Below are 14,426 nucleotides of genomic sequence, written 5' to 3'. Positions count from 1 at the left end.
ATAGTGCTTGTTTAATACAACAGTGTATCTGGTAGTTATAAGGACTTATTGTATTGCAAGCGACTAACAGGGATGAAGAGATGGATACAGTAGAAGAACTGGGCGGCACATATTTTTATCACGGCAACGAGAACGTAACGCCAACGGAGTTATTCTGGCTTATCTTTGCGGAAGGGCTTGCAAACCATTTGGGAGTATCAGTTGAAACCGCCGCTACTATTTTGGCGGGGCTACCTCTGCTGCCTAAACGGCAGGTTTTGGGGGCGACAGGTTCTCGCACCAGCGTAGCCTCTAAACTAGCCCGTCGGATTTTTAAAGATGCCCACTTTCCGGATGGATTGAGAGTCGAAACCACTATCGGCATGGGCAGAAAAAGTTATACAAACAAGATTGGCTCAGCAGTAGGCAGAGCCGTTCCATATGTAGGCTATGCTCAGGCAGTCATTATTTTTGCCCTTGTTGCCAAAGAGACGAGAAACAAATACAACCAGATAGCGCGGCCGAAGGATCGGATCGCATGGACCTATTTCTAATGCTATTACCTGATGAACAAGAATTTTTAAGTTACGTCACCGAGAACTACAGCGAGCGCAAACGCCCTGCTCAGAAAGAGTGGACGCTGCAGGAATACTTTAATTTTGTGCCAGAAGATCTCGAAGATATGCTCATTGACCTGTTCACCCGCTATGGCATCGAGCACAGTAATTTTAATTTGGACAACTACTTTATGCCGGAACTGTACTGGTGGCAGTGGAAGCGCAAAAAGGAATGGGTTGGGCGGCAGCTTAAATCGCTCACCCTTGAAATGATCATTGAATCCGCAAAGGCTGGCCGCTGGTTGTATGATTAAGGGGCGTTCTGCCCCATATGCTTAGACTGTCTGTCGGTCATTCCAGGAGTCAGTGAAAATAATGTTTCCGTCGTTGTGCTTCCAGGTGATTTTCTCGTAACGCATTTCCACGGTTTCCATGTGGTTCTCATTTAGGTTATTTCCTGTGGCCATCGCTGGGGAAATAGACACAATACGCACTCCTTCAAGTAACATGTTGAAGTATTCAGCTTCCATTCCGGCATCGTTAATACGGTACCATTTAATTTCTGCGGACTGGAGTTTTTGCCCGGTTGCTACGGCCTTATAGAGATAAGGGCTGGAGCAGTCGAAATCTTTTACGATGAGCATCGGTGAATGCATGCGTGTCCCGGTTACTTTGCCGGTTGCGTTGTCAGTAGGGATCATGAGGTTATGGTGAAATCCTTTAACTTCAATTGTGTAGTCCCTGTCTTTAACATCTACGCCACCTTTAATTAAAGCGCCGCCATCGTCCTTAAGCCACATATAAGCTGGGATTGGCATTTATTTCTCCTTTTTTAGCATGCTGGAATTTGCGTACTCAAAAATATGAATCATATTTATTTTTCATGAAAGAATGTAATTTATTGATGTGAGCAATATTCATTGTTATTACTCAGAAGTAAAAATTAATTCTTCTTATTATAAACATAAGCATTAGATGCAATGCAAATAGATGTTTTCCCACAAATGTATAACCAGGTTAAATTATTTGTTTTAATCTTTTAAGTTCACTTTTAGAAAACTGAGGTCAATTTCAGCTAATACCTCAGCGGTAATACTGAGTATGGCCGCGGTATCTCCGCGGCGCACAATAGACTGCTCAAGGACATAACAGGGTAATCCCGGTGAATCATATCCTTTAAGCCCATCAGGACTTGCAAATCGCATACTCTGATGTAATTTGCAGCCTGAAAAATAAAAGCAGCTACAGTATCCCGGCCTGGTAGAAATCCTGCAGGTTGATGGCGCCGGTGAGCTTGCCGTTTTCATCAACCACCGGCGCGGCGGTGATTTTGCGTTTCATCAGGATTTCTTTGGCGTCGATAGCGCGACTGTCGGCCTGAAGCGTAATGCCATTGTGGGTCATCGCTTCGCTGACTGGCGTGGTCAGCGCGCCGCCGCCCACTAACCAGCGGCGCAGGTCGCCGTCGGTAAAGACGCCTTTGACCTGCATTTGCGCGTCACAGACGGCGACCAGGCCGAGTCCGGTACGGCTTAATTCGAGCATGGCATCCATCACGCTGGTGGACAACTGAACCTGCGGCACCGCGTCGTCGCGCCGCATCAAATGATGCACCTTATTCAGCAGACGCGCCCCGAGCGCTCCCGCCGGATGCGAGCGGGCAAAATCCTCTTCATTGAAGCCGCGCGCCTGCATCACCGCCATTGCCAGCGCGTCGCCCATCATCAGGGTGTTCACCGTGCTGGACGTGGGGGCCAGGTGCATCGGGCAGGCTTCCCGTTCGACCGAAATGTCCAGAACGGCTTTGGCCGCCAGACCCAGCGGTGAGTTCGGCTTGCCGGTCATCGCCAGCAGGGTAATGGATTTGTCTTCCAGGCGCGGGATGATCAGATCCAGCTCTTTAGCGCCGCCCGAATAGGAGATAAATAGCATCACGTCCCGGCTTTCTATCATCCCGAGATCGCCGTGTAGCGCTTCCGCCGGATGAACGAAAAAGGCAGGGGTGCCGGTGCTGGCGAGGGTTGCGGCGATTTTTTTGCCGATATGCCCGGACTTGCCAATACCCGAGACAATCACTTTGCCTTCACAGTGGATAATGGTGTTGGCAGCGCGAACAAAATCGTCACCCAGGCGTTCCGGCAGGCGGCTGGCTTCCTGCAGTTCCAGCAGCAGTGTTTGACGGCCAGCGTTCAGTAGTGCATCACTCATTGGTTTCTCCGGTTATGATCACGTCTATCCCTTTTTCTTCCAGCGCCTGACGAAACGCCGGATCGATACCGGCATCGGTAATCAGCTTATCGACGCTCTCCAGACTGCAAACAACGTTGGGACTTTTGCGGCCAAACTTCGACGAGTCGGCCATCAGTATGACTTCGCGCGCGGCGTTACACATCGCTTTGCTGACGGTGTAGACCTCGTTAAAGGTGGTGACGCCTGCGTCGAGGTCAATGCCGTCGGTGCCCATAAAGAGTTTATCAAAACTGAACTGCTCAAAGGCGTTCTCTGCCAACTGACCGTGAAATGACGCAGATTTTTTACGAAAGGTGCCGCCGGGCATCAGGATGGTTTGTTCATTGTCCAGCTCTGACAAGGCGTTAACAATATGGAGGCTGTTGGTCATGACGGTGATATTGCTGAAGCGGGTGAGCATTGGCACCATCTGTAATACGGTGCTTCCGGCATCCAGAATGATCGAATCGCCATCATGGATAAACCTGACAGCCGCTTCGGCGATGCGTTCTTTTTTATGCGTATTGATCAACGTCTTGTGATCGATAGGCGGATCGGATTCTTCTTTGTTTAACACTACGCCGCCATAGGTGCGAATGACGGTACCGGCATTTTCCAGAATGACCAAATCCTTGCGAATGGTGGTGCCCGTGGTGTCAAAGTACTGGGCCAGTTCCTCAACCGAGCATTTCCCCTGCTTTTGCAAATGCTCCAGAATGGCAGCCTGACGCTGACGAGGTTTCATAGGCGTGATTACCCTGAATTGAAGTTTCGAAATGATAATTTCGCAAGCTATTAGCATTCACAACGAAATTATCCATGTTTCAGTTTAAGCGCCAATGATAGTGCATTCTGCGACAGCGGATCATGGGGAAAGATCACATCAGGCTGTAATTCATTAAGATGTTTACCCTGCAGGGCAGGAATTTTTATTGGTCTGGCGAATACTGTCAGTCCTTTCATAAACAACGTATCGGTTACGCGCTGATTTTTGTCGAGCGCGATGGCGACCACGACGCGAGGCTTAAAACGTCCGCCTGAACGTCCTACGCCAACCCGGCCTTGCAGGCATAGCTGGTCAAACGCGCGGTTGAAACGGGCGATTTGCCAGCCGCCCAGTACCAGTTGAACGCACCAGGCGATAACGGCGACGGTAATCAGTGCGGAAACCATCGTGTGCTCCTTACGTGAATGCCGGATGGCGGTGACGCCTTATCCGGCTAACAGACCCGGGGTTTGCAGGCCCGGTAAGCGTAGCGCCACCGGGCTATGTGACTATCAGAACATCACCTGTCCGCCAGTGACGTTGATTGATTGTCCGGTACAGTATGACGCTTTCGCGCTGGCATAGAACAGCAGCATGTTCAGGACATCCTGATAATCGCAGCCGCGTTTGAGCGGGACTTTATCGATATAATACTGTTCCACCTCGTCCGGCTTAATGCCAAGCTTGGTGGCGTACTGCGGCAGTAGCGACTGAAACATTGGCGACTTCAGCAGGTTGCCCAGCATCAGCGAATGTACGGTAATGCCGTATTCCGCCAGATCCAGCGCCAGCGACTGGGTTAATCCGACGCCGCCGAACTTCGCCGCGCTGTAGCCGGAGTTATGCTTACTGCCGACTTTACCGGACTTAGAGTTGATCTGAATAATGCGTCCCTGAATACCGTCACGAATCATCAGACGGGAAAATTCACGCGCACAGAGGAAATATCCGACCAGATTCACCTGTAATGAGCGGTCAAAATCGCCCAGCTGGAAGTCACTGATAAACGCCGCTTTCGCGATCCCCGCGCTGTAGACGAGCAGATCCACGCGCCCAAAGATTTCATCCACGCCGCGAGAGAGCGCAAGAACGCTCTGTTCGCTGGTGGCGTCGGCGCCGAAGCCGTAAGCCATACCTTCACCATATTCGGCGTTGATCTCCTGCGCGACGTTGGCGGCCTTATCACTTTGAATATCGACAACCGCCACGCGATACCCTTCTGCTGCAAGCCCATGGCACAGGAACGCCCCCAGGGTTTGTCCTCCGCCAATGACAACGGCAACCTGATTCATTTTTCTCTCCTTAAGCGACAAACTTCAAAATACAGCCCGGCGCGATATCGTCCGGTACGGGGCCCGCGACGTGCACGGTGCCGGGAAATTCCGCTTCGTTCAGTCCGTCGAAGCGCAGGGTGATATGCCCCAGTTCACGTAAATTCTGTTCCGCCACGCTGCCGACGGCGGTGACCGGATAGCGATGCTGACCCAGTTCACATTGCGCGCCGGGTTGCAGCGTGCCGTTCAGTTCGCCATGGCAATGGATAAAGCAAAACTCTTCGATATCCGCCGGCGCGCCTTCGCGGAAGGTAATCAGCATCTGGTCGCACAGCGCATCCGGCGCGCTCTGGCCAATGCGGGTAATTGTGGTCTGGTAAATGACGGTCATCTCAACACCTCTTATTGATAAATAAAGCCGGATACAAACCAGGCGATCAGTACCGTTGGCGCGCCGGTCAGAAAGCGACTGACCAGTACCGACGGCACGCCGACGCGCACCGTATCCTGACGGGCTTCCGCCAGCGACAGGCCAACCGGAATAAAGTCGCAGGCCGCCTGGGCGTTAATGGCGAACAGCGCTGGCAGCGCCAGGTGCGGCGGAATATTGCCCAGACCAATTTGCACGCCGATCAGGACGCCGATCACCTGGGCGATCACTGCGCCCGGGCCGAGGAACGGCGACAACAGCGGGAAGGAGCAGATCAGCGCCAGTGTCACCAGCCCCAGCGGATGGCTGGCTAGCGGCGCCAGACCGTGGGCGATCCAGTCGCCAAGTCCCGACGCCATGATGATGCCGATGAGGGCGGAGACGAACGCCATAAACGGCAGAATGGTTTTCAGTACCGTGTCGATGGTGTCGCGACCAGACTGAAACAGAACGGCTACCGCTGAGCCCATTCCCATGCCGACTTTCGCCAGTAGGCCGTCGCTCTGTTCGGTGATCTTTTTATGGGGGTCGTAATCACGTCCCGGAGGCGTGGCGCTTGTCGGTTGCGGCGCAGCTTCTGCATCGCCGATCGCGCTAATGTTTTCTTCTTTCACGCCGGAGACGTAAATGTCTTCGACGATGTACTGGGCCAGCGGCCCCGATTTCCCCGTGGAGTGAATGTTTACCGTTGGAATACGGCGTTTCGGGTAAATTCCGCAGCGCAGGGTGCCGCCGCAGTCAATGATCGCCACGCCAATCTCCGCTTCCGGCGGTTCGCCCTCTTTAAAGCCATCGACCGCCTGCCAGCCGGTCAGGCTTGCCAGTTTGTCGACAATCGCCGGGCGCGTGCCCGCGGTGATATAGACGATTTTTTTACCTGCGACGACATCCAGTTCAAGCGGGCCGCCCCAGCCGCCGGTGCCTTTTTCGATACGAATACGCGTCATGATGTTGCTCCTGAAAGATGCACTTTCTGCTCAAGCTGGATACCCATTTTTTTCTCGAAAATCGCGGTGGTGAGATCGGTGACCCAGCCGCGGAAGAAGTTAGTCACCAGGCCAACCAGCAGATAGCTCACCGCAAGCGGGCCGAGGGGCAGGCCAAGCGTGGTTAAACCGCTGGCGATGCCCAGATAAACGAACAGTTCGCCGGGGTTGATATGCGGAAACAGGCCGTTCATCGAGTGGCAACTGTAGGAGGCCGCCGCGTAATAGCTGGGCTTGTATTTCTCTGGCATAAAACGACCAAGACTCAGGGTCATAGGGTTACAGAACACAAACGTACCGATGAACGGCAGAATCAGGTAACGGGACAGCGGATTTCCGGCGCAGCGTTGGGCAAAACGTTCTATACGCTGCTGGCCGATAAAGTTGATCAGCGCGTTCATGATGACCAGCAGGCTTATTAGCAGCGGAAGAATGCCGGTCACCATGCCGGTAAACACTTCTCCGCCTTTCTGGAACAGCCCGATGAACCACTCTGCTCCATGTGTAATGGTGTCGATCATTGTTCTCTCCTGTAGGGATTGTTGTTATCTTGCCAATTGGTGATTTATTTTAATCAGATTGAAAGATTTAAAAGTGTTATTTTGATCTCAAAATGAAAGTAAAATATTTTAAATTGAAAGTTTATGTGCGAATCGGAACAGAAAAAGAAGGAGTAAAGGGGGCGAACAGGTAAATTATGTGAAGGAGCGCGTCTCGCGCTTCCTTGTGGGACGGAGGATGCTTTACCATACTTCCCTCTGGCTGAATCTGGTTAATGGATGTCACATGTTCAAGCGTCGTTATGTAGCGTTATTTCCCCTTTTTGTGTTACTGGCTGCCTGTAGCAGCAAACCGAAACCGCAAGAGACTCAAACGACCACCGGGACGCCGTCTGGCGGCTTCCTGCTTAAGCCTCAGCACAATGTCATGCAGATGGGCGGCGATTTTGCCAATAACCCCAATGCGCAGCAGTTCATCGATAAGATGGTCAGCAAACATGGCTTTGATCGCCAACAGTTGCAGGAGATCCTGTCGCAGGCGAAACGCCTGGATTATGTGCTGCGCCTGATGGACAGGCAGGCGCCGACCACGCAGCCGCCAGCCGGCCCTAACGGCGCATGGCTGCGTTATCGCAAACAGTTCATAACGCCGGATAACGTGCAAAACGGCGTGGCATTCTGGAATCAGTATGAAGATGCGCTCAACCGCGCCTGGCAGGTGTATGGCGTGCCGCCGGAAATCATCGTCGGCATTATCGGCGTAGAAACCCGCTGGGGCCGCGTAATGGGGAAAACGCGCATTCTTGACGCGCTGGCGACGCTCTCCTTCAACTATCCGCGCCGCGCGGCGTATTTCTCTGGCGAGCTGGAAACCTTCCTGTTGATGGCGCGCAACGAACAAGACGATCCGCTGGATCTGAAAGGGTCTTTCGCCGGGGCCATGGGTTACGGTCAGTTTATGCCGTCGTCCTATAAAGAGTACGCGGTGGACTTTAACGGCGACGGCCATATCAATCTTTGGGATCCGGTCGATGCCATCGGCAGCGTAGCGAACTACTTTAAAGCACACGGCTGGGTGAAAGGCGATACGGTGGCGGTGATGGCCAACGGTCAGGCGCCGGGACTGGCCAATGGCTTCAAAACAAAATACAGCGTGTCGCAGCTTGCCGCCGTGGGCTTAACGCCGCAGCAGCCGTTGGGTAACCATCGCGAAGCAAGCTTGTTACGTCTGGATATTGGCACCGGGTATCAGTACTGGTACGGCCTGCCAAACTTCTACGCGATTACCCGTTACAACCATAGTACCCATTATGCGATGGCGGTCTGGCAGTTAGGACAGGCGGTAGCGCTGGCGCGGGTCCAGTAATCGTCCTGGCTGCCGGATGGCGGCCCTGACAACTTATCCGGCTCACCCGGCTTGCTGTTGGCCGGATAAGGCAATGCTGTCTCCGCCTGTTAAACCTGGACGTTTTTTCTGAATCCCCCTCGTAAAATCATCACCTCGTCCCCATCTCGGGTGGGAAAGTGCTATCTTGTCCGGCAGGATTTTTAACTGACAGAGGCCGAAATGACTGACAGTGAACTGATGCAGTTAAGCGAACAGGTCGGAATGGCGTTAAACGCGCGCGGCGCGACGGTGACAACAGCGGAATCCTGTACGGGCGGCTGGGTGGCGAAGGCCATTACGGATATTGCTGGCAGCTCCGCCTGGTTTGAACGCGGTTTTGTCACTTACAGTAATGAAGCGAAAGCGCAAATGATCGGCGTACGGGAAGAGACGCTTGCCCAACATGGCGCGGTCAGTGAACCGGTGGTAGTAGAAATGGCGATAGGCGCGCTGAAAGCCGCCCGCGCTGATTATGCGGTTTCAATCAGCGGCATTGCCGGGCCGGATGGTGGCAGTGAAGAGAAGCCCGTCGGCACTGTCTGGTTCGCTTTCGCCAGCGCGCGCGGAGAGGGGATTACCCGGCGGGAATGCTTCAGTGGCGATCGCGATGCCGTGCGGCGACAGGCGACCCTCTATGCGTTACGTACGCTGTGGCAACAATTTCTACAAAACACTTGATACTGTATGAGCATACAGTATAATTGTTTCAACAGTACAGAATTCACTATCCGGTTAAGCGCAAGCGGAACCCGGCATGACAGGAGTAGTTAATGGCTATCGACGAAAACAAACAGAAAGCGTTGGCGGCAGCACTGGGCCAAATTGAAAAGCAATTTGGTAAAGGCTCCATCATGCGTCTGGGTGAAGACCGCTCTATGGATGTGGAAACCATCCCGACCGGATCGCTTTCTCTGGATATCGCACTCGGCGCGGGCGGTCTGCCAATGGGCCGTATCGTCGAAATCTACGGGCCGGAATCTTCCGGTAAAACCACCCTGACGCTGCAGGTGATTGCCGCTGCGCAGCGTGAAGGGAAAACCTGTGCGTTTATCGATGCGGAACATGCGCTGGATCCAATCTATGCGCGCAAGCTGGGCGTTGATATTGACAACCTGCTGTGTTCTCAGCCGGACACTGGCGAACAGGCGCTGGAAATCTGTGATGCGCTGGCGCGCTCTGGCGCTGTAGACGTTATCGTTGTCGACTCCGTCGCGGCCCTGACGCCGAAAGCGGAAATCGAAGGTGAAATCGGCGACTCTCACATGGGCCTCGCGGCGCGTATGATGAGCCAGGCGATGCGTAAGCTGGCGGGTAACCTGAAGCAGTCCAACACGCTGCTGATCTTCATCAACCAGATCCGTATGAAAATTGGCGTTATGTTCGGTAACCCGGAAACCACTACCGGGGGGAACGCGCTGAAATTCTACGCCTCTGTTCGTCTGGACATCCGCCGTATCGGCGCGGTGAAAGAGGGCGATAACGTGGTGGGTAGCGAAACCCGCGTGAAAGTGGTGAAGAACAAAATCGCCGCACCGTTCAAACAGGCAGAGTTCCAGATCCTCTACGGTGAAGGCATCAACTTCTATGGCGAACTGGTTGACCTGGGCGTCAAAGAGAAGCTGATTGAGAAAGCCGGTGCTTGGTACAGCTACAACGGTGAGAAAATCGGGCAGGGTAAAGCGAATGCGACCGCCTGGTTGAAAGAAAATCCGGCTACCGCGAAAGAGATCGAGAAAAAGGTTCGCGAGCTGCTGCTCAACAACCAGGACTCGACGCCAGATTTCTCCGTTGATGACGGTGAAGGTGTTGCAGAAACCAACGAAGATTTTTAATCTTCAGGCGACCGTAAGCCGGATCGCGCGAAACCGCCATTCGGCAAAAGGTTAAGTTACACTCAAGGGCTGCATTTATGCGGCCCTTTTGCATTGCTGAATCTGAAGGGAGTTATGAGCGAACCGACACCACGCCGACCCGTTTATGCCCGCCTGCTCGATCGCGCTGTCCGCATTCTGGCTGTGCGCGATCACAGCGAACAGGAGTTACGCCGCAAACTGGCCGCGCCGGTCATGGGGAAAAACGGCCCCGAGGAGATTGAGGCCACGGCAGAGGATTACGAACGGGTGGTAGCCTGGTGCCATGAGCACGGGTATCTGGATGACAGCCGCTTCGTTTCGCGCTTTATCGCCAGCCGTAGCCGGAAAGGGTATGGCCCGGCGCGCATCCGCCAGGAACTCAACCAGAAAGGCATTGCCCGGGAAGCTATCGAAAAGGCGCTGCGCGAATGTGAAATTGACTGGTGTACCCTCGCGCGCGATCAGGCTACCCGCAAATACGGCGAACCGCTGCCCGCGGCATTTTCAGAAAAGGTAAAAATACAGCGCTTTCTACTCTATCGCGGCTATCTGATGGAGGATATCCAGGAGATATGGCGAAATTTTGACGATTGAGCGCATACGGGATTTTACTTCCCACTAAAGAAAACTTATCTTATTCCCACTTTTTCCGTTCGGGCGTGGGTTGCTTTGCGGTAACCTGCGTTCGCGACGAATATTCCTTAAATACACAACGTCATTCAAGCCGCATCAGGGCGGCAGGCGAGGAAGCTCGCAGCCAGTACAGAGGCGGTTTGAAAGATGACGTGTAGCTTGATTTCAGGATAATTATGAGCAAGAGCACCGCTGAGATCCGTCAGGCGTTTCTCGACTTTTTCCATAGTAAGGGACATCAGGTAGTTGCCAGCAGCTCCCTGGTACCAAACAATGACCCCACTTTGTTGTTTACCAACGCCGGGATGAATCAGTTCAAGGATGTTTTCCTTGGCCTCGACAAGCGTAATTATTCCCGCGCGACCACTTCCCAGCGCTGCGTGCGCGCGGGCGGTAAGCACAATGACCTGGAAAACGTCGGTTACACTGCGCGTCACCACACCTTCTTCGAAATGCTGGGCAACTTCAGCTTCGGCGACTATTTCAAACACGATGCCATCCAGTATGCATGGGAACTGCTGACCGGTGAAAACTGGTTCGCCCTGCCGAAAGAGCGTCTGTGGGTGACCGTCTATGAAACAGACGACGAAGCCTATGAAATCTGGGAAAAAGAAGTCGGTATTCCACGCGAACGCATTATTCGCATTGGCGACAATAAAGGTGCGGCCTATGCGTCCGACAACTTCTGGCAGATGGGTGATACCGGTCCATGCGGTCCGTGCACCGAGATCTTCTACGACCACGGCGATCACATTTGGGGGGGGCCTCCGGGCAGCCCGGAAGAAGACGGCGATCGCTACATTGAGATCTGGAATATCGTCTTTATGCAGTTTAACCGCCAGGCTGACGGCACAATGGAGCCGCTGCCGAAGCCGTCAGTCGATACCGGTATGGGGCTGGAACGTATTGCCGCAGTTCTGCAACACGTTAACTCGAACTATGAAATCGACCTGTTCCGCACGCTGATTGAGGCGGTGGCGAAAGTGACCGGCGCCGCCGACCTGAGCAACAAGTCGCTGCGCGTTATCGCCGACCACATTCGTTCCTGCGCATTCCTGATCGCCGATGGCGTGATGCCGTCGAACGAAAACCGCGGCTACGTGCTGCGCCGCATCATTCGTCGTGCGGTGCGCCATGGCAACATGCTTGGCGCGAAAGAGACGTTCTTCTACAAGCTGGTCGGTCCGCTGATTGACGTCATGGGATCGGCGGGTGAAGAATTGAAGCGCCAGCAGGCTCAGGTTGAGCAGGTGCTGAAAACCGAAGAAGAGCAATTTGCCCGTACTCTGGAGCGCGGTCTGGCGCTGTTGGACGAAGAACTGGCGAAGTTGACGGGCGACACGCTGGACGGTGAAACGGCTTTCCGTCTGTACGATACCTACGGCTTCCCGGTTGACCTGACGGCAGACGTTTGCCGCGAGCGCAACATCAAAGTGGATGAAGCGGGTTTTGAAGCGGCGATGGAAGAACAACGGCGTCGCGCCCGTGAAGCCAGCGGCTTTGGCGCTGACTATAACGCGATGATCCGCGTAGACAGCGCATCTGAGTTTAAAGGCTACGACCATCTGGAACTGAACGGCAAGGTCACCGCACTGTTTGTGGATGGCAAAGCGGTTGACGCAATCAACGCCGGTCAGGACGCGGTTGTGGTTCTGGACCAGACGCCATTCTATGCCGAGTCCGGCGGTCAGGTTGGTGATAAAGGCGAACTGAAAGGCGCAGGCTTTGCCTTTGCTGTCAGCGACACGCAAAAATATGGTCAGGCGATCGGTCATCTCGGCACGTTGTCTGCGGGTTCTCTGAAAGTGGGCGATGCAGTACAGGCTGACGTGGATGAAGCGCGTCGCGATCGTATTCGTCTGAATCACTCGGCGACGCACCTGATGCACGCCGCGCTGCGCCAGGTTTTGGGCACGCACGTTGCGCAGAAAGGTTCGCTGGTGAACGACAAACTGCTGCGTTTTGATTTTTCTCATAACGAAGCGATGAAACCGTCGGAGATTCGTGCGGTCGAAGATCTGGTGAATGCGCAGATCCGCCGTAACCTGCCGGTGGAAACAAATGTGATGGATCTGGACGCCGCTAAAGCGAAAGGCGCGATGGCGCTGTTTGGTGAGAAATATGACGAGCGTGTTCGCGTGCTGAGCATGGGCGATTTCTCTACCGAGCTTTGCGGTGGTACGCACGCCAGTCGCACCGGTGACATTGGCTTGTTCCGTATTGTTTCCGAGTCGGGTACCGCAGCGGGCGTTCGTCGTATCGAAGCGGTAACGGGTGAAGGCGCCATTGCTTCCGTTCACGCTCAAAGCGATCGTTTAAGCGAAATTGCGCATCTGCTGAAGGGCGACAGCCAGAATCTGGGCGATAAAGTTCGTTCCGTACTGGAACGTACCCGTCAACTGGAGAAAGAGCTTCAGCAGCTGAAAGAACAGGCTGCCGCGCAGGAAAGTGCGAATCTTTCCAGCAAGGCGGTTGATATCAATGGCGTTAAGCTGTTGGTGAGTGAGCTTGCCGGCGTCGAGCCGAAAATGCTGCGTACCATGGTTGATGATCTGAAAAATCAGCTGGGTTCCACCATTATCGTGCTGGCTACGGCGGCAGAAGGTAAGGTTTCTCTGATTGCTGGCGTGTCTAAGGACGTGACCGACCGTGTCAAAGCAGGGGAACTGGTAGGTATGGTCGCTCAGCAGGTGGGCGGTAAGGGTGGTGGTCGTCCGGACATGGCGCAAGCCGGTGGTACGGACGCGGCTGCTCTGCCTGCAGCGTTAGCCAGTGTGCAAGCCTGGGTCAGCGCAAAACTATAAAATATATACACAAAATCATTCATGCTACGTCAAGGCGGCAAGTGAATGCGTCCCGGGAGCGAACAGCGAGTAGGCGACCGGGGGAAATGCGCGCTGCCAACGCAGAGGCAGCTTGAAGGATGAGGTGTATAAGCGTTAGCCGATGCCGCGGACAGCTACTCCGCGGCGTTTGCATCAACGTTGTCGACAACGATAAAGTCAGGTTGAAGTTGTGTATATCGGCTAAACTTAGGTTTAACAGAATGTGATGCCGTGACTGCTTACATGTAATGTGTTTGTCATCGCTTACTTTTTGGCGTTATATGATGGATAATGCCGGGATACAGAGAGACCCGACTCTTTTAATCTTTCAAGGAGCAAAGAATGCTGATTCTGACTCGTCGAGTTGGTGAGACCCTCATGATTGGCGATGAGGTCACCGTGACAGTTTTAGGGGTGAAGGGCAACCAGGTACGCATCGGCGTAAACGCCCCGAAAGAAGTTTCTGTCCATCGTGAAGAGATCTACCAGCGTATCCAGGCTGAAAAATCCCAGCAGTCCAGTTACTAAGGTTTCCGCGTCTCATCTGGATGGGTGAGACGCAACCTGTCCTTCCTGTGTTTTCCTTGTTTTCTATCTCTATCATCTGAGCGTGTTCCTGGGGTTGTCGGGGCAGCCAGAGTCCATGTAAACCGATTTGTTTGTTGATAAAACACCCTTTTTGCCGTTTTTGCAGACTAATTGAGCGTGAAGTGTGCAAACGATAAAAGCGCAGGAAAAATTGTTTGACTTATAAGTCCCAGAAAGTAATATGTGCGCCACGCAGCGACGATGAGCAGAAACATGTTCTTCGACGCACTCGTAAGAGGCGTGTGGTGAGGTGGCCGAGAGGCTGAAGGCGCTCCCCTGCTAAGGGAGTATGCGGTCAAAAGCTGCATCCGGGGTTCGAATCCCCGCCTCACCGCCATTTGCATCCGTAGCTCAGCTGGATAGAGTACTCGGCTACGAACCGAGCGGTCGGAGGTTCGAATCCTCCCGGATGCACCATC

The 14,426-nt window shown here is 53.7% G+C and carries 16 protein-coding genes and 2 tRNA genes; 10 read left to right on the top strand and 8 right to left on the bottom strand.

The features are described 5' to 3' along the window. Positions 1 to 80 precede the first annotated feature (80 nt). Positions 81 to 533, top strand: coding sequence for an STM2901 family protein (locus OGY07_RS06985; protein WP_286599572.1), 453 nt, complete (start codon positions 81 to 83; stop codon positions 531 to 533). After that, positions 533 to 850 (top strand): DUF1493 family protein, encoded by a 318-nt coding sequence (locus OGY07_RS06980; RefSeq protein WP_060569422.1) that lies wholly within the window; start codon positions 533 to 535, stop codon positions 848 to 850. Before OGY07_RS06985 ends, OGY07_RS06980 begins: the two co-directional genes overlap by 1 nt. Before the next feature lie 21 nt (positions 851 to 871). Here the strand turns inward: OGY07_RS06980 and OGY07_RS06975 are convergent, their stop codons facing one another. From OGY07_RS06975 to srlA, 8 genes are all read right to left on the bottom strand, one after another. Then, complete coding sequence (locus OGY07_RS06975) at positions 872 to 1,354, bottom strand: Hcp family type VI secretion system effector (RefSeq protein WP_181822641.1); 483 nt, start codon at positions 1,352 to 1,354, stop codon at positions 872 to 874. Positions 1,355 to 1,778: 424 nt separating this feature from the next. After that, a complete protein-coding gene (gene gutQ, locus OGY07_RS06970; RefSeq protein WP_042288584.1) occupies positions 1,779 to 2,744 on the bottom strand; it encodes an arabinose-5-phosphate isomerase GutQ in 966 nt (321 codons plus the stop codon). Next, a complete protein-coding gene (srlR, locus tag OGY07_RS06965) occupies positions 2,737 to 3,510 on the bottom strand; it encodes a glucitol operon DNA-binding transcriptional repressor SrlR (protein ID WP_042288582.1) in 774 nt (257 codons plus the stop codon). Before srlR ends, gutQ begins: the two co-directional genes overlap by 8 nt. Positions 3,511 to 3,578: 68 nt before the next feature. Further along, on the bottom strand, positions 3,579 to 3,938 hold the full coding sequence (gene gutM / locus OGY07_RS06960; protein WP_199957118.1) for a transcriptional regulator GutM: 360 nt from the start codon (positions 3,936 to 3,938) through the stop codon (positions 3,579 to 3,581). Between the two features lie 105 nt (positions 3,939 to 4,043). Continuing rightward, positions 4,044 to 4,823 carry a sorbitol-6-phosphate dehydrogenase gene (gene srlD / locus OGY07_RS06955; protein WP_042288575.1) on the bottom strand — a complete coding sequence of 260 codons (780 nt, stop codon included), beginning with the start codon at positions 4,821 to 4,823 and terminating at the stop codon, positions 4,044 to 4,046. A gap of 10 nt (positions 4,824 to 4,833) precedes the next feature. Next, positions 4,834 to 5,196 (bottom strand): PTS glucitol/sorbitol transporter subunit IIA, encoded by a 363-nt coding sequence (gene srlB, locus OGY07_RS06950; RefSeq protein WP_042288572.1) that lies wholly within the window; start codon positions 5,194 to 5,196, stop codon positions 4,834 to 4,836. An 11-nt stretch (positions 5,197 to 5,207) separates the two neighbouring features. Then, the gene (gene srlE / locus OGY07_RS06945; protein WP_042288569.1) at positions 5,208 to 6,182 is read right to left on the bottom strand and encodes a PTS glucitol/sorbitol transporter subunit IIB; all 975 of its coding nucleotides are present in this window, start codon (positions 6,180 to 6,182) and stop codon (positions 5,208 to 5,210) included. Beyond that, a complete protein-coding gene (srlA, locus tag OGY07_RS06940; protein ID WP_042288566.1) occupies positions 6,179 to 6,742 on the bottom strand; it encodes a PTS glucitol/sorbitol transporter subunit IIC in 564 nt (187 codons plus the stop codon). The genes srlE and srlA overlap by 4 nt, the downstream gene beginning before the upstream one ends. Positions 6,743 to 7,007: 265 nt before the next feature. Here srlA and mltB point away from each other — a divergent pair, with 265 nt between their 5' ends. The 8 genes from mltB to OGY07_RS06900 all read left to right on the top strand — a co-directional run bounded on the left by mltB (position 7,008) and on the right by OGY07_RS06900 (position 14,424). Continuing rightward, positions 7,008 to 8,087, top strand: a complete 1,080-nt coding sequence (gene mltB, locus OGY07_RS06935; protein WP_286599558.1) for a lytic murein transglycosylase B — start codon at positions 7,008 to 7,010, stop codon at positions 8,085 to 8,087. A 201-nt stretch (positions 8,088 to 8,288) separates the two neighbouring features. Beyond that, positions 8,289 to 8,786 carry a nicotinamide-nucleotide amidase gene (gene pncC / locus OGY07_RS06930; RefSeq protein ID WP_060569425.1) on the top strand — a complete coding sequence of 166 codons (498 nt, stop codon included), beginning with the start codon at positions 8,289 to 8,291 and terminating at the stop codon, positions 8,784 to 8,786. A gap of 92 nt (positions 8,787 to 8,878) precedes the next feature. Next, complete coding sequence (recA, locus tag OGY07_RS06925; protein WP_042288561.1) at positions 8,879 to 9,940, top strand: recombinase RecA; 1,062 nt, start codon at positions 8,879 to 8,881, stop codon at positions 9,938 to 9,940. Between the two features lie 114 nt (positions 9,941 to 10,054). Beyond that, positions 10,055 to 10,555 (top strand): recombination regulator RecX, encoded by a 501-nt coding sequence (gene recX, locus OGY07_RS06920; RefSeq protein ID WP_042288556.1) that lies wholly within the window; start codon positions 10,055 to 10,057, stop codon positions 10,553 to 10,555. A 215-nt stretch (positions 10,556 to 10,770) separates the two neighbouring features. Next, positions 10,771 to 13,398 (top strand): alanine--tRNA ligase, encoded by a 2,628-nt coding sequence (gene alaS / locus OGY07_RS06915; protein ID WP_060569427.1) that lies wholly within the window; start codon positions 10,771 to 10,773, stop codon positions 13,396 to 13,398. 363 nt (positions 13,399 to 13,761) lie between these two features. Next, entirely contained in the window at positions 13,762 to 13,947 is a 186-nt protein-coding gene (gene csrA / locus OGY07_RS06910) for a carbon storage regulator CsrA (RefSeq protein WP_000906486.1), read from the top strand. A 304-nt stretch (positions 13,948 to 14,251) separates the two neighbouring features. Continuing rightward, positions 14,252 to 14,344 (top strand) — tRNA-Ser (locus OGY07_RS06905). Between the two features lie 3 nt (positions 14,345 to 14,347). Beyond that, positions 14,348 to 14,424, top strand: a tRNA-Arg gene (locus OGY07_RS06900). Positions 14,425 to 14,426 lie beyond the last annotated feature (2 nt).

This window comes from Citrobacter sp. Cs237, assembly GCF_030332325.1.
In the GTDB taxonomy this organism is placed as follows: Bacteria; Pseudomonadota; Gammaproteobacteria; order Enterobacterales; family Enterobacteriaceae; genus Citrobacter_A; species Citrobacter_A sedlakii.
The sequence above is the reverse complement of the archived record's forward strand: the minus strand, read 5'-3'. Positions and strand labels throughout refer to the sequence as shown.

Bases quoted from the DNA above. Each gene is read 5' to 3' on its own strand.
- OGY07_RS06975 (WP_181822641.1), bottom strand. From the start codon at position 1,354: ATGCCAATCCCAGCTTATATGTGGCTTAAGGACGATGGCGGCGCTTTA.
- recX (WP_042288556.1), top strand. From the start codon at position 10,055: ATGAGCGAACCGACACCACGCCGACCCGTTTATGCCCGCCTGCTCGAT.
- OGY07_RS06980 (WP_060569422.1), top strand. From the start codon at position 533: ATGCTATTACCTGATGAACAAGAATTTTTAAGTTACGTCACCGAGAAC.
- OGY07_RS06985 (WP_286599572.1), top strand. From the start codon at position 81: ATGGATACAGTAGAAGAACTGGGCGGCACATATTTTTATCACGGCAAC.
- srlD (WP_042288575.1), bottom strand. From the start codon at position 4,823: ATGAATCAGGTTGCCGTTGTCATTGGCGGAGGACAAACCCTGGGGGCG.
- srlA (WP_042288566.1), bottom strand. From the start codon at position 6,742: ATGATCGACACCATTACACATGGAGCAGAGTGGTTCATCGGGCTGTTC.
- srlE (WP_042288569.1), bottom strand. From the start codon at position 6,182: ATGACGCGTATTCGTATCGAAAAAGGCACCGGCGGCTGGGGCGGCCCG.
- srlR (WP_042288582.1), bottom strand. From the start codon at position 3,510: ATGAAACCTCGTCAGCGTCAGGCTGCCATTCTGGAGCATTTGCAAAAG.
- alaS (WP_060569427.1), top strand. From the start codon at position 10,771: ATGAGCAAGAGCACCGCTGAGATCCGTCAGGCGTTTCTCGACTTTTTC.
- gutQ (WP_042288584.1), bottom strand. From the start codon at position 2,744: ATGAGTGATGCACTACTGAACGCTGGCCGTCAAACACTGCTGCTGGAA.
- recA (WP_042288561.1), top strand. From the start codon at position 8,879: ATGGCTATCGACGAAAACAAACAGAAAGCGTTGGCGGCAGCACTGGGC.
- mltB (WP_286599558.1), top strand. From the start codon at position 7,008: ATGTTCAAGCGTCGTTATGTAGCGTTATTTCCCCTTTTTGTGTTACTG.
- pncC (WP_060569425.1), top strand. From the start codon at position 8,289: ATGACTGACAGTGAACTGATGCAGTTAAGCGAACAGGTCGGAATGGCG.
- csrA (WP_000906486.1), top strand. From the start codon at position 13,762: ATGCTGATTCTGACTCGTCGAGTTGGTGAGACCCTCATGATTGGCGAT.
- srlB (WP_042288572.1), bottom strand. From the start codon at position 5,196: ATGACCGTCATTTACCAGACCACAATTACCCGCATTGGCCAGAGCGCG.
- gutM (WP_199957118.1), bottom strand. From the start codon at position 3,938: ATGGTTTCCGCACTGATTACCGTCGCCGTTATCGCCTGGTGCGTTCAA.